The organism is Ruegeria sp. R8_1 (assembly GCF_017743815.1).
Lineage (GTDB): Bacteria > Pseudomonadota > Alphaproteobacteria > Rhodobacterales > Rhodobacteraceae > Ruegeria > Ruegeria lacuscaerulensis_A.
Map to the genome: position 1 here is coordinate 30,103 of NZ_JAGHRL010000012.1, position 15,151 is coordinate 45,253.

Consider the following 15,151-nt stretch of genomic DNA (forward strand, 5'->3'; position numbering starts at 1 on the left):
ATTGTGTTGGCGCGACAAAACAAGTCTTCACTGGCGGAGGACTCGTTGAGTTTCCACCCAGACGAATGCGAGGCATTGTTTTGTGTGTGATCCAGTCCCGCTTCACCGGACAACTAAGCGGTATTGGTTTTTGGCTCTATGAACTTGCGCGGCGGTCTCCATTGCAGGTCGCTGTGCGGGTGGTTTCCGCTTTGATCTTGGGATCCAATTTCCCATCAATTAGAGGACGCTTGAAGCGCCGGGGCCTTGCGTACTCAGTTTAGATCGGCACGGATCGTTCTTGGGCCGTTTGGCGCTATAGCCTCGACAGATCGGACTTTAGTGCTGGGCGTTTCACTAGCACTGGCATGACGTGAGGGTAAAAGGCGGAGCAACATGATGAAACTAACGGGTTACGAGCAGTGGATACCGAGTTCACTGTTCTAAGTGCTGTTTTAGTTTTGCAACAATTGGGGTGATAAAGGAGATTTTGTCTAGAAACTTTTAATCAAGCCGATAGTGATGTCACTAGGTTTCTCCTCAAGATTGAAACGACCCAAAGAAGCTAATGATTTCAAAAAAATACCTATCCAAGCTCGCTGTCGCTTCAGCGTTTTTGCTTCCTTGTTCTTCAGCAGCTGTCGCTCAGGGCTCAAGTTGGACTGTCCAAAACGATGAAGCGCGTACGTGCGACCCAAATCGCCCGGACAACTGCATTGCCCTTCGGTGCGCATCCGGCAACAATTACGTGCTCAATGTAACGGGCGATGGAATTCGAAAGGGCATCGGTCAGATTTCAGTCGATGGATATCGCTCAGGCCGGGGCGAGTTCGTCGAGGACCGCGGTGGCGCTTCGATTCTTGTGGATCGCAACTCAGGCGTCGTTTCCGATATGCGCAGAGGTTCCAAGATGCGCGCGAGTTTCGGATTTCGGGCTGTCACTGTCTCGCTCCGCGGGTCCTCTGCGGCCATCAAGTCCCTTAAGGCGGTTTGCTCGGGCTCAGGCCAAGCGAAAGACGCAAGTTCGGGCTGGTCAGCGGGGTACAAGCGCAGAACCGATGAGCCCACGTTTGAGCTGGACATGGATCCGGGGTCCTTCAATGCGTTCGGTAAGCGTTTTGCGGCTGACATCCCGGGTAATGACCTTCGAACCCCTTTTGATCGGAGTTTGATGCGTGATCTGTCCAGAAATCAGTGCGAGGCTCTTTGCACCTGGACAGAGAATTGCCGTGGGTACACCTGGAACGAGGACGCCGGACGCGTCTGTTTGTTGAAGTCCCGGGCTGGAAAAATGGTTTCGTTCAAAGGCGCCGTTTCCTCTCATATCCAGATAGAAAACAAGTCGATACCATACCCACCAACACGTGGACCGCTGCCGAAAGTCGACGCAACGGTCACCTGGAAAGAAGGGGACACAGAAGAAGGTTTCGTGTCGCGCGTGCGAAAAGCATCGGCAGGGCTGGGGCGGTCGTGCAATGCCGAAATGGAGGCCTTGGAACGTCTGGCTTCATCGGTTCAGATCAGTGTCCCACAGAAGACCCAGCGCGTGGGGACGCCGGTCGAGGTAGAGTGGTCCGGCAATTCGCTGGAAGACCGCATTCCTGTCTGGATCGTAGCAAGTTCACCAGACTATTTTCGAACTAGGGGTCTGGGAGCAATGACGCTTGGCCCCGAGGCCCTTGGCCCATTCGGCTTAAGTCACGCAAAGGAACACACCCGCACCTTCGTGCCCTTGTGGGCCAGAGGCACTGGGACATCAGGTCAAGTCGTCATCGAACCACTCAAAGCGGGAAAGCTGGAGCTGAATGTTGCTCTGGTCGCTTACCTGCGTGCGTGTGGCAAAGAGGTCGTTCTGGACACGCAGTCACATGTAATGCCAGTCAATCCCAAGCCGGCACAATTGGTTGTCGGAACAGCGGAAAGCCAAAAAGACCTGACCCATTACGTCGATATTCCACAGTTTGACCGAAGAGTCCTTGCGGGAGAGAACAGGTTTCGCATCATAAGTTCCTCCACTGGGTCCGAGATTGTTGAGAGAGCAGGTTCGAAAGCAACCTTGTCTCCGACTGGGCGGTTTTTGATCGTGTTGCATGACGAGCACCACGAATTGATAGATGTTGTCGATGGGGAAACAGTCAGTAAACTCAAAATCTTTAAAGACACGCTCTATTGGGGCGCCGCCGACAGTTTTGTATTCGGCTCGAACGCGCCTTGGGGAAAAGTTGAGGCGGCACTTACATTTAGCAACCGAAAGGTGGTGGAAAACCAACTCACAGGTCCCGCCTGCTGTGCTGCCAACCCGGATAAAACGCAAGTCCACTTCAGCACTGAAAACGCTTTATTGGAGGTTAGGGGGTCTTTGGGTTACGCCCTAAGCCCATTGCATGGAAGTGTTTTCGCGCGCGAGGGCGTTGGTACGGGTTACCTGTCCTCAGAAGATTGGTCCCCAGCTTTGCAAGTGACCTTGTTGCGAAGTGTTGGGCTTGTTTCGCCGGTTTCTGCCGAGCCAGGGTTCAGTGCAACGAACCTTGTCAAAGCCGAGCAGAAGCCGATTGTCGAGATTGGGGTGGCGGTCAACAATCAGGTTGCTGACGAAAAAATCCAGATGGCTTCTTTGTTCAGAGGCGCCGGCGGTGCAGAAGCGGGCGCTGCTGGTGCTTTCGAGAGGATAGGGATCTCTTTGGCGCAAGGAGCAAGAGGCGAAAGACTTGTTGAACCGGAAGAGACCCCTCTTGGTGCCGAAGCGTCGACGTACAGAAATGCGCAAGAGTTGACGACACTTAAATCGGCCCTCCGGGATGTGACCGAAGATACGAACTGGCGCATTGAACTGCTTCCTGAACCGGACAACAACCTGTATGCGAGCTCGTGCTTCGATTACCTGGGCTCACGCCGAAAGGATGGCTCGCTCAGTTTGCCTGTAGAGGCTGACATAACTGAGCAAACGGTTTTGCCGACTCCGGGATACTTGGCAATTCCAGAGAACATTGCTCAATTGGACAAAATCCGCTTCCGGGGTGGAAGTGTTCTGGTCGGGCGGGCGTATTGTGTTTCGGGTGCGACCGGTGGATCGCTAAGAGGCAGCGCGCATCTGTTTGTTTTGAACACAACAGATGAAATGCACGTTCAGGTTCTCAAAGACGCTTCGATTTCGCAAAGCCACTTCTTGGGGGCAAACTACGTCCGCAGTTTTGAAGAGAACGTTTTCGACGCGGTTCTTTTCGGGGAAACACTTGTATTGCTGGCACCTGGAAATGGCCGGATGATTGCCTACGACCTTAAGTCTGGCAAAGTAGTGCGCGAGTTCGAAAATTTGCCTTCCGGCGACCTTTTGGTCGACGTGGCCCTGACCGCCGACGGCTCTCATATCATCCAGATAAACAGCGACGGCAGTTTCTATGGGTGGAGTATCTCATCTGGCGAACAAGCTTTTGCAGGCAGGGTGGTTGAGGACGAAATAGCCGTATGGTCGCCTGAGTATTTCTTTGACGCGACGGCAGAAGCCGCCAGCTTGATTGACCTCAGATTTCCCGGGTTGGATGAGCAGTTCAGCTTGGACCGGTTCAGCACCAAGCTTTACCGGGACGGGTTGTTGCGATCACTTCTGGGGGCTCGCGAGTTTGCACCTGTGGAAATCTCAATTCCGCCTGCGGTGTCCGGCCAGCTTACGGCCGATGGGGCACAAATCCACGCAGAAATCGAACTGCAACCGGATCGACAAGCCAACCTGCTTCAAGTCTTTCAGGATGGGATTTTGACCAATGAACTTCAGATCAAGGAAACGGACTATTTCGTCGACACAACGTTTGACCGGCTTGCAGGTGCGCAACATGCATCAATCATTGCCGTGTCAAAGGAAGGGCTGGCCAGCACCCCTCTGACCGTCGATTTGGGTAAGCCTCTAGTTGCGGCTGAAAACAGGGCCCTGGCAATAGCCGTCGACCGATACAAGCACCCTCGGTTAGAAAACCTGAACTACGCCAAAGCGGATGCCGACCGGATCTTGACAAGCTTGACCGGAATTCCGGACAGGGACCTTGCCTTTGACAAGGCCAACTTCATCGGTGGACGGCGTGCGAAGCCGGATGAGGCGCTCACGGGAATTCGAGATTTGTTGAACGGTTTGGACAAGACCGGAAATGCGGTTTTGTTTCTTGCCGGTCACGGGCTTCAAGGCGACGACGGTTCCTTTTATCTTGCAATGCACGACACGGATCCAAGTGATCTTAAGAATACGGCCCTCAACTTCGAAGATGTCGCGGCGATGCTTCGGCAGACCGAGGCGCGCATTACAATACTCATCGATGCGTGTCATTCAGGGGACGCCGGGTCCGGCATGTTTGCGACCAACGACGGCGCTTTGAACGGCCTAACGAACCTTCCGGAAAACATCACCATCCTTGCAGCCGCGAAAGGGCGCCAGTTTTCCATTGAATCCGATGAACTGGAGGGAGGGCTTTTTTCAGTTGCCGTGGAGCGGGTCATTAACACCCAGAGGGACGCATACGATTTGAACGCGAACGGGCGCATCGAGTCTTCAGAATTGGCCAAGGGGGTCAAATCCATCGTTCGCGCCCAGAGCGAAGGCCGTCAAGTGCCCTGGATGACGAGAGGGAGAGTCATTGGTGATTACTCACTATTTTAAATCAGCCGCAGTTCTTGTCTCAATAACACTTGCACCATCGATAGCGATGGGAAGCTGCTACATTTGCGATGAGGTTGTCGAAGTAAATGACGTGATCGCGGACTGCTTGATATCAGAATACGAAAGCATCGCGAACGAAGTTTCGAGGAGCGAGAACGGAAGATCAACCATTGATCTGGCAGCATGTAGTGCATCCGCGAAAGACGGGGTGAAAAACCGGGCGCTTTCGTCTCTGCCGGAACTCGGACATGCTCGCGAAAGCTCGAACCTGAAGACCGTCTACATACTGGACGAATTCGGCCTTAACTGCCTGAAAAAGTTGATCGAGAGCCACAGCGGGGAATTCGATCCAACAGTCACTTTTGACCTGTTTGAGAGCTGTTAATGTCCAAAGCCGAAGATGATCCCAAGCTTTTTGGGATTTCGATAACATTCCTTGACGGGCTCGCTGCGCTTTTGACGATCATCGGATCGCTTGGGATCGTCGTCGCTGCTTTTCAATATGTTAGTGATGCCAAGGGTTTGCGTGTCGAGAGAACGCTCACCTATATCGAAAGATGGGAGAGCGATGGGGCAAAAGATGCATATGATCTTTTGGCCAGAGCCCTTGCTCTCGAGTTTGAAAAGATACCGACCAACGAAATCCAAAATGCCCGCGAGAACGGTGCGTTTCGCAAATTGCTGTTAACGCGCGTTACAAAGAACATCCTCGCGGATTCTGAAAACCATAATGCCTTTGATACAGTCACCTACTTCTTCAACAGCCTGGGCCTCTGCCTGGAAGGGAGAATATGTGACAGAAAGACAGTTCAAATATTCTTCGGAGGGACCGTTGCTCAATTCATGGAGTACTTTGACGAACCACTCGGCGGCATGGTCGGACCTGATCATGGCTATGGGTCAGGATTGTCTAAACTGAAAAAGATAATAGACAGACGTTGATTATTGCCAAAAAGCTATGTGCTTTGGACCTCTCCCGTCTTAGAGCAGCCCTAAGTGTTCGATTAACCAGCCTTTAACGACATAGGCCCTGGAGCATGAAATGCCCTTCACATCATTATTTGAAGGACAAATCATGCCGACAGAAGCGTGCGAAATTGACAGACGCATTGTAAATAGGGCCGAGAAGATGGCTGAAGCCGGATACAACGGCACCTACACTTTCAAAGACTACGGTAAGCTGGGCTTGCTGTTGCGCGTGCGAGGCCATCGCGCCGTCTGGCTTGCAAAATACAAGCAAAGCACCAAAACCATCGGGCAACTTTAAAGTGAAGTGAAATGGTACAGAGATGGTACAGCGACAAAAATCAAAGCAAGGAACTAGACCAGATTTCGAGAAAATATAATATTTTCATAAAATTAAATGGTGCCCGGGGGCGGAATCGAAAACACATTATTTTTATGGTCGTTTTGTCCAAATGCGTAATTTGTGGGTAAACTTTGGATTTTCGCCAGACAGCGACAGCATCGGAAATTATCTGACAACCTCCCACCACTTGGTGAGACTCTAGAACTACAATCTGAGCGAGATGGTGACCCCGGCAGGGTCACCATCTCCCTTGGTTTATAAGGATTCTTCAAATAGTGTGTAAGCGGTGGTCTCACTAGCACCAACCGGCACGAAGAAACACTACATCGCTCCTGGCCTAGAATTAGACTTCAGCATCTGCTCCATCATCCGCATTAGGGCTTCGTGCAATCCAGATTTGAAGTCATCGTCTGATGCGTATTTCTTATAGAGATCTATCTCTCTACGACGTTCGTTACGCATGGCCTTTTCAAATAGAGCCTCACTGGCGATCCGGCGGTTCTGCTGATCAGGGTTCGCCACCACCTTATCCTGGAATGCAGGATCGCTCATGGCGTGGTTCAGGATGTTGATCAACTTGATCCGCTGTTCTTCCGGTGTTGCATCCCAACCATTGAAATATCGTTCGTTGAACGCGGCAATGATCATGTCCAATGGATCAGTTTCTGGGTCATCATGACCGCCTCTAGGGTTTGCATTGGGTGGATCAATCTCACTGTCACTGTCGTCCAGACCGATGGTATGCCCAATCTTAACCCTCTCCAGCCCATAGGTGGTCAGGTCCACGCTGTCCAAGAGACCGTCGATCTCATCCTGGTCTTTGTCTTTGACCTTCATCTCCGGGATTAGAAACTTGAGGAACCAGTGTAGCATCTCCCACTCGGCGTTTTCGAACGGTATGATGCAGGCCACCTGGGCGTAGATTTTCACAAACTGTTTGGCCTTGATCTTGATGCCGATCTTATCGTCATCATCAAGTTCATCAAACCGGCCAGCCGCAGTATCAAGGATCGGCGATAACTGATCCGCCTCCACACCATCAAAGAACAGTTCATTGAACTGAACCACCTCGTCCCACTCATAGATGCCCGTGTCATCAAGGTGATCCTTCAGGTCATGCAGGACGTTCACGTCGGTCGGCTGGCTCAAGGCCGTTGAGGTGTAGAACGGATCGAAAGCATCCTTGATGTCCTCAACCGTGTTGTGGAAATCGAGTATGAAAGTCTCTTCCTTACCCAGCTTCTTGTTGGCACGATTAAGCCGGGACAGCGTCTGTACCGCCAATACGCCCTGTAACTTCTTATCCACATACATGGTGGTGAGCATCGGTTCATCGAAGCCTGTCAGGAATTTGTTGGCTACGACCAGGATGCGGTACTCATCGTCTTTGAACTTCTTGGCGATATCGTTGCCTGGGAAGCCGTTGAGGCTGTCCTCAGTGTGCTCAACGCCATCGACCATCTTCTTGCCAGTAAAGGCCACCACGGCCTTGTACGGGCTCCCTGCGGCGTTCAGAGTCTCTCTGATGGCCAGGAAGTATCGAATGGCGGATTCGATGTTGCGGGTGACGACCATAGCCCGTGCTTTGCCCTTCAGTTTCTTGGGGCGAACCACGTTGTCGCGGAAATGGTCGAGCATGATCGCAGCTTTGGTCTTGATCGTGTCTGGATGTGCTTCGACGTAGGCCCGCAGCTTGCCCTGGGCCTTCTTGGTGTTGAACTCCGGGTTATCCTCGATGGATTTCTGAAGCTCGTAGTAGCTTTTATAGGTGGTGTAGTTCTTCAGCACATCGAGGATGAACTGTTCCTCAATCGCCTGCTTCATCGAATAGAGATGGAACGGCACAAACTTGCCTTCGGCGTTCTGCCGACCAAAGCGTTCCAAGGTGGTATTCTTCGGCGTGGCGGTGAAGGCAAAGAACGAGGCGTTGTTGCCCATCTTCCGGCGGGCCATCGCCGCCAGGATTTTGTCTTGCAGGTCCTCCGGCTCTTCCTCGTCACCACCACCGCTGATGGCTTCGTTCATCTTGTCTGCCGCACTACCAGATTGTGAGGAATGGGCCTCATCAATGATCACTGCGAACTTCCGGTCGGACAGGTCCGAGATACCATCCAAAATCCATGGGAACTTCTGGATCGTGGTGATGATCAGCTTCTTACCATTCTCCAACGCACTTTTCAGTTCAGCCGAGTTGTAGGCATGGGCCACGACGTTCTTCACCTCAGAGAACGCCCGAATGTTATCCTTCAACTGCTTGTCCAGCACCCGCCGATCCGTGACGACGATCACGCTGTCAAAGATGTTGGCGGTGCCTACGGCATTGTAGGTTTCGATCAACTGATACCCGAGCCAGGTGATGGAGTTCGACTTACCTGAACCCGCCGAGTGCTGGATCAGATACCTTTGCCCCACACCGTTGGATTTCACATCGTTCAACACCTGCCGCACCACGTCCAACTGGTGGTAACGAGGGAAGAAGAGGGTCTTGGTCTTCTTGCCGGTCTCCTTGTTCACTTCTTCCACCATCTTAGCAAAGTGCTCGATGATGTTGGTGAGGGATCGCTTCTCCAGCACCTCTTCCCAAAGGTATGCGGTCTTGTGGCCCGTTGGGTTGATCGGGTTGCCCTTGCCGTGGCCATCACCTTTGTTGAACGGCAGGAAGAATGTGCTCTTACCTGCCAGCTTGGTGGCCATCGACACATCATGGGTATCCACGGCGAAATGCACCAGACAGCGACCAAATTCGAACAGCGGCTCACGGTGGTTCCGGTCCTGGTACTGCTTGCGGGCGTGATGGACGTTTTGGCCCTTCCACGGCTGCTTTAACTCCATGGTCACGATGGGCAGACCGTTGATGAACAGCACCATATCAACCGAGTCCATCGGTGTAGAGTTGGAGAAATGCACCTGCCGAGTGACCGAGAAGATATTGGCGTCAAACAGCCGCTCCACCTCGGGGTTCAGGGTGTTGTAGGGCAGACGGTAGAGCAGCTTGAGATGAGCACTCTCAACGCTCAAGCCCTTCTTCAGAACTGTGAGGATACCATCCTTCTTGATCTTGTTGTTGAGACGGTTGAGGACACGGGCCTGCCAATCGGCATAGGGCCGCAGCTTGTCGAGTTCATCTGATTGCGTGGCCTCAAGGAAGGCCCAGAACTGTTTGGTGTCTAGGGCCAGGTCCGCATCGAAATCCTTGTTGCTGCCTTGGACATAGTCAGCCGACAGAAACGCCGCTTCGATTAAGTCCTCTAAGGCTTTTTCACTCGTTTCACTGACCATGCCCAATACCTCTGATTAAATCTTGATTTTCCCAGTGACCGCGTTGGCGATCACAGTTTGTTTGAATTCATTAAGTGTGGAAATTTCTGCTTCGACTGCATCAAAAGCAGCACGATATTCCGCTTGAGTAGCAGACAAGAAATTTTGAATTTGCAACTGTTCTTCGGCGGGTGGGATCGGAAGAACAAAGCCACGTAGGTCCGCAAAGTTGAGGCCCTCGCGACTTGCCCCATTCTGTGCCAACCATACTTGTTCTGAACCTACCCGTGCCTCAAACAAGGAGCTTAAAAACTGTGAGGAAATGCCTTTTTTCGGACGAATGATACAGACGTGCTGATTGACGTTTGCCGCGTCATCCAAATCGTAGACACAACTTCTTCCGATGGATGCTCCTGTGATGTTTAGCAGAACGTCATTTTTGCAGACTTGGCTGTTTGACATCTCTCGATTTGTTTTTTCGGAGATGAACTTAACATCTTTAAGCCGGAGCCCATCGAAGTGAACATTCTGGCTCCTCAGAAAGAAAATTCCTTCATCAGGATACACTGCTGACCCACCGGTGGGAGTAACGCCACTACCCACTTTGCTGCTGATGTATCTAAGCTGTTTGATTTCCCAATGAGCCGGTATCTCGCCGATCCAGTCCACGCCGCTGTCTTTCATGGGGGCGTCGGGGTTGAGGCCCTTGGTCACGGCACGGTTGATCAGGATGACCTTTTGTTCGTTCAGCAGATCAATCAACCGCCGCTTCTTGGCAATCGCCGCATCAATCTCAGCGGTTTTTTCGTCAAGAAAACTCACGATGCGGTTCTGGGTGTCGAGGTCGGGGTAGGCCAGCGGGATTTTCTTGAAATCCTCGTAGTGCATATCCCACTGGCCAATGCGGACGCCGTAGGAAAGCGAGTTGTAGACCGCTATGAAGGGTTGAGATCGCAGCAAGTAGTGCAAGAAGCGAGGCACAACTTTGTCGGCGTCTGTTTTGCAGGTGATGTATGCGGGGCTAACAATCCCACGGTGCTCACTCACCCCCATAGAGCCTTGCCAGGCTTTCATCTTGTTGACGACGAGATCACCGGGCTCCACGACCTTGTAGTTGGAAGTATCCAAGGAAGTGGCATTGTGGTTGTCGTCACGGGAGTCTTTCGGAATGACACCGTAGTCGCGGTACACCGAAAGCACCCGTAGATCGGGTTCACCGCGTTTGCTCTTTAGCTCTGTAACCGCTCGTATGTTCTCAAGCGACCAATCGGTTGGTACTTTTCCCAACCAGATTTCACCGCTGTCCTTGTAGCTCTCATACCGGGGTTCTTGATCCAACATCACGCAGCCTCCCCATCCAGAAGGCGATCAGGAGACCAGATCAGTGCGGCCAGTTGGCAATAAAGCCGTGAACGTTCCTCAAGATCGGCCTTGGCGAAGCTATCATGGGAATGAAACGGCAGGTCGTGTTTGGTAATGGTCTGCCGGAAGCCGGGATTGTTGCTGTAGAATTCCTCGTGCAGCGACTGAGCCAGCGCGTTCTGTTTCAGGTAGTGCGGCAGCTTCTCATCATAGGTCATATCGTTGAGGCTGGCGTTGATCTTCTTGGGCAACAGCAGCAGCCCGCCAATGCGATTGCGATGCTGATCAAAGGCGTTCTGTTGGTCGAACTCATCCATGAACCGGTCGTAGTGATCAGCCCAGATGTGCTCGACCTCATAGGCGTTTTGGCCTGAACGAACGATGTAATTCTCGTAGTGACCGGGTTCACCGGATTGCTGTTCCAACCAGTCGGTGAAGCGGGCCAACTGGCGGTGGATGGCCTTGGAGGTGAACTGGTTCAGACCCACCGGAATGGAGAAGTCGATCTCGTCCATCTCTTCCAGCAATCGTTTGTGAAGAACGGTGCGGATTTCAGCCAGGGACTTGCCGCGAATATCACGGATGACCGTGAACACCGCGTACTGCATTTGCGAGTAGCTGGTGGATTTGTAGTTCCAGAAGCGGAGGTTCAACCAACTGTCGATGAAGTCGGCGGCAACGGCCATCTTGATGCTGATGGTGGCAGGATCATCCTCGACCGAGATCGCAGACAGGATCACGTGGTGTTGGAGGGTGAACCCTGCATCCGCGTTGTATTTGACGCTCTCCAAGCCTTTGGTGCGGGTGGCGGACGCATCAAGCAGCTTCAGATAGAGATCACCGAAGACACGCATGTCGCGGACCACAAACTGATAGAAATCGTAACTGGATTGAAGGCCCAGGGCCTGTTCGTTGTGACGCACCCAGCGGTGATACTCCGTGCCGATCTTGTCGAAGTCTTCGGGCTTGGCGTCTTTCTTCCTGGCCCTGATATCCGTGGCATATTGTGATCGTAGCCAAGCCTTGAAGAAGTCGGCTTCGGTCTCTTTGCCATACTCCGCGAGCTTACCCAGATATTTCTTGATGAGTGTGTCTGCTTCCAGCCGCTTAGCCGGGTCCTCGATGTTGGCCAGCAGATAGCCCTTCAACATGTCTGTTGGCGAAAGTGACAGGCCACGGTCGTTCATGGTCTCAAAGATCGTATAGGCATCACCGTGATCATGGGCGGTGATTTCTATCAGCTTCACGTTGCGGATGATCCACCAAATGAAAATGTGGAGGGCGTCGTCGGTCATATCCTTGGGGAAGATTTCACCAAGGTCATCGTAGCGTTCGACCAGGTTACGGACGGAGTCTGACTTGCCTTCGGGGTTGTACCCTTCGCCGTTCAGAAGAGCGGACATACAATCATTGCGTTCCGGTATGTCGAGCTTGAATTTGTAACCGCCGGGGTCCTCGTCGAACACCAGAGACTCGATCTTTTTGACCTTCTTGGCCATGTCGTTTTGTAGGTGGTTCAGATAGATCAGCAGCAACGTTAGCGTGGTAATGCGTTGCTGACCGTCAACGATGTTACGCACATCGCCTGCTTTGCTGATCACTATGGAACCAAGGAAGTATCGGGACTGCTCCTCCAGGGGCGTGTCTGGTTTGTTTGGGTTCCAGGTTTGAAGAAATTGGCCGTGTAGGTCGTCCACCAGTTCCTGAAGCTGTTTGCGTTCCCAACGGTATTCGCGTTGGTAATAGTCGATGCCGAATGCAGCACCTGACAGCAGGACTTCGAGTGTTTTGTCGTCGCCTTCAATGTTCTGCATCGATCAAGCCTCCTCACCAGTGAGGCTGACCAGTCGCTTCAGCAGACCTTCAGTTTCCTTTTCAAGCTCCAGAATATCCTGGGCGACCTCGTTCAGATCACGTAGCGGTTTGTGCTGATAGAAATAGCGGTTGAAGCTGATCTCATAGCCGATCTTGACCGAGGATATATCCAGCCAGGCATCATCTACATGCGGACGCACCTCTCTTAGGAAGTAACCGTGTATGTCGTCCTTCAGCGGCACGTTCTCGCTGTCACGTAGGTCGCTGTCGGCTTCATACTCGATGTATTCACCCGCATTGCTGGTGGGCCAGTATCCGTGATCGCGCAATTCTGCTGCGGTGGTGTCGAGCTTGGTCAGCAGGTCATCCAGCTTGGAGCCGGTGAGTTTATGCACCTTCTTTATGACCTTGGCGGCACCCTCATCCCGCCATGATACCGCGTTCAGGATTTGGTTTTTCTGTGCAGCGGCAAGCTTTACCTTGCGGGCCTTGAGATCAGCATCGACCTTGGCCTTGAAGATGTTGAAATCATCATAGAGGTCCTGCCCGATGGAGGCCATCAACCGGTCGGCCTCTTCCATCAGGTCCCGCTGAGCGATCCAGGTCTTGGGATCAAGCAGGGCTTTGCGGTTCTTGGGCGATAAGGTGATCTCCTCCCGCTCCAGATAGTCTTGAATGGCCTGATTGTGGTCTTTGAGATTGGTGTAAACCTCATTCCCATATTTTTCATAGACCCACCCCATGACCTCTTGCATGCCGCCGGTGAAGCGGAGGGTAGCGATGCGTTCTGGGGTGAACTGAGCCTTCTTCCGCAGAGGCCGTTCGACGATGACTTTGTGGTAGCCGAAGGCGGCATTGTCGAAGACTTTGGATACGCCTTCATCGGCCAGTGACATGTAAAGATCGGTGATCGTTTCGATGTGATCATCGCTCAGATCACAGTTCTTCTCACCCAGGTTCTTGCGTCGCTTGGTGTACATCTCAGACGCATTGATCAGTTGGACCTTACCCTTGCGATGGGCGGGTTTGTTGTTGGTCACGACCCAAATGTATGTGGTGATGCCGGTGTTGTAGAATAGGTTGTTGGGAAGCTGGATTATCGCCTCAACCATGTCCTTTTCGATCAGGTGGCGGCGGATGTTGCTTTCTCCGCCACCTGCATCACCGGTGAACAGGGACGATCCGTTGTGAACCGAGGCGATCCGCGAACCCTGCGGGTTGTTGGCCAGCTTTCGCATCTTATCGGCCATCTCCATCAGGAACAGAAGCTGGCCATCCGAGGAGCGTGGCGTGGCATCACAGGTTTCGATTTCACCGTCATAGTTGGCAAGATCGACCTGGAAGCGGGGGTCCAGAACGTCCTTACCATCCTTGATGTACTTCTGGTCGGTCTTCCAAGATTTGCCGTAGGGCGGGTTCGACAGCATGAAGTCGAACTTCATGGTGGAGAAGTCGTTGGTCGCCAGTGTGGAGCCGAGTTTGATGTTCTCTGGGTTGTTACCCTTGATCATCATGTCCGACTTACAGATAGCAAAAGTCTCTGGGTTTACCTCCTTGCCATAGATGTAGACATCGGCAGTGGATTTGATCCCGCCATCGGGATCAGTAATGAAGTTCTGTGCCTCGGTCAGCATACCTCCGGAACCACAAGCCGGGTCATAGACCGTCAAAACGGGTGGCAAATCGTCTTTAACCGGATCGAACAACAGGTGTGTCATCAACTTGATCACCTCACGTGGTGTGAAGTGTTCACCGGCTTCTTCGTTGTTCTCTTCGTTGAACTTCCGGATCAGTTCCTCAAACACATACCCCATGCCGAGGTTGGTCAAGGCAGGCTGAATACGGCCATCAGGACCACGTTTGTCATGGGGTGTTAAGTTGATGTCTTCAGATACGTATTTCTCAATCACATCAAAGAGCACGTCAGAGGCTATCATCTTACGCACCTGTGTCCGCAGATCGAAGTTGACGATGATTTCTTTCACGTTGTCGCTGAAACCGTTCAGGTAGGCATCCATGTTGGCTTCTAGCTGCGAAGGGTTGCCCAGCAATGACTTCAGCGTCCATTCCGAGGTGTTGTAGAAGACATAGCCGGAAGCCTCACGGAGACCCGCTGAATCCAATTCAGTTAGACCGGCGTCTTCGGTCTGGAATTTCATCTCATCGCGGACTTCTTGCTTAGTTGGTTCCAGCAGGCAATCCAGACGACGCAGCACAAACATTGGTAGGATGACATCGCGGTATTTGCCGCGAACAAAGACATCGCGAAGGCAATCATCCGCAATGGACCAGATGAAGCTGACGATTTTGTTGTGAGACGTATGATCCATTATTCCCGCTCAATTCTTTTCTTGATTAAAATACTGATGAGGTCTCGGTACCGTGCCGGATTGAACTCGGCTCCGGTTTCCCATGCCGCCTCAGATTCCTGACGAAAGATTGCCAGGATGGTATCGCGTATAGTTTCCGGTGATGGTCGGGTTTCTTGGCCCTGAAGAACGTCTTCAACGAAGGTGATGACCTGACCCAGACGGTTCAGGTCTTCCTCGGCAAGTGCATTCACAACGGCCCCATCTAAGAGCTTCGATGGCGACACACCATAAAGCCGTGCCAGATCAATCAGCCGCTGCGAGGATACGGCGGTATCCCCGGTCTCAATGCGGCTCAACGAGCTTTGGTTGATACCAAGCTTTTCAGCGGCCTGAGCCGTTGTCAGGCCCGCATCCAGCCTCGCCTTTTTGAGATCATCGTGAAGCACCAAAACCCCCAGAACATCTGCGCCT

The 15,151-nt window shown here is 52.4% G+C and carries 9 protein-coding genes; 4 read left to right on the top strand and 5 right to left on the bottom strand.

The genetic code is table 11. The features are described from left to right. The first annotated feature begins 547 nt into the window (after positions 1-547). From J7380_RS19690 to J7380_RS19705, 4 genes are all read left to right on the top strand, one after another. Positions 548-4,624: a caspase family protein gene (locus tag J7380_RS19690; RefSeq protein ID WP_209198388.1), complete on the top strand. Its 4,077-nt coding sequence runs from the start codon at positions 548-550 to the stop codon at positions 4,622-4,624. Next, positions 4,605-5,009, top strand: a complete 405-nt coding sequence (locus tag J7380_RS19695; protein WP_209198390.1) for a hypothetical protein — start codon at positions 4,605-4,607, stop codon at positions 5,007-5,009. Before J7380_RS19690 ends, J7380_RS19695 begins: the two co-directional genes overlap by 20 nt. Next, on the top strand, positions 5,009-5,566 hold the full coding sequence (locus J7380_RS19700; protein WP_209198392.1) for a hypothetical protein: 558 nt from the start codon (positions 5,009-5,011) through the stop codon (positions 5,564-5,566). Before J7380_RS19695 ends, J7380_RS19700 begins: the two co-directional genes overlap by 1 nt. A 100-nt stretch (positions 5,567-5,666) precedes the next feature. Continuing rightward, positions 5,667-5,891: a hypothetical protein gene (locus tag J7380_RS19705; protein WP_209198394.1), complete on the top strand. Its 225-nt coding sequence runs from the start codon at positions 5,667-5,669 to the stop codon at positions 5,889-5,891. A 363-nt stretch (positions 5,892-6,254) separates the two neighbouring features. Here J7380_RS19705 and J7380_RS19710 read toward each other — a convergent pair whose 3' ends face one another. The 5 genes from J7380_RS19710 to J7380_RS19730 are packed head-to-tail and all read right to left on the bottom strand — an operon-like array spanning position 6,255 to position 15,126. Further along, complete coding sequence (locus tag J7380_RS19710) at positions 6,255-9,212, bottom strand: DEAD/DEAH box helicase family protein (RefSeq protein ID WP_209198396.1); 2,958 nt, start codon at positions 9,210-9,212, stop codon at positions 6,255-6,257. 15 nt (positions 9,213-9,227) lie between these two features. Continuing rightward, positions 9,228-10,532 (bottom strand): restriction endonuclease subunit S, encoded by a 1,305-nt coding sequence (locus J7380_RS19715; RefSeq protein ID WP_209198399.1) that lies wholly within the window; start codon positions 10,530-10,532, stop codon positions 9,228-9,230. Beyond that, a complete protein-coding gene (locus J7380_RS19720) occupies positions 10,532-12,367 on the bottom strand; it encodes a DUF262 domain-containing protein (protein ID WP_209198402.1) in 1,836 nt (611 codons plus the stop codon). Before J7380_RS19720 ends, J7380_RS19715 begins: the two co-directional genes overlap by 1 nt. 3 nt (positions 12,368-12,370) lie before the next feature. Continuing rightward, positions 12,371-14,698, bottom strand: coding sequence for a class I SAM-dependent DNA methyltransferase (locus tag J7380_RS19725; protein WP_209198404.1), 2,328 nt, complete (start codon positions 14,696-14,698; stop codon positions 12,371-12,373). Next, positions 14,698-15,126 (bottom strand): helix-turn-helix transcriptional regulator, encoded by a 429-nt coding sequence (locus J7380_RS19730; RefSeq protein ID WP_209198406.1) that lies wholly within the window; start codon positions 15,124-15,126, stop codon positions 14,698-14,700. The genes J7380_RS19725 and J7380_RS19730 overlap by 1 nt, the downstream gene beginning before the upstream one ends. Between the last annotated feature and the right edge of the window lie 25 nt (positions 15,127-15,151).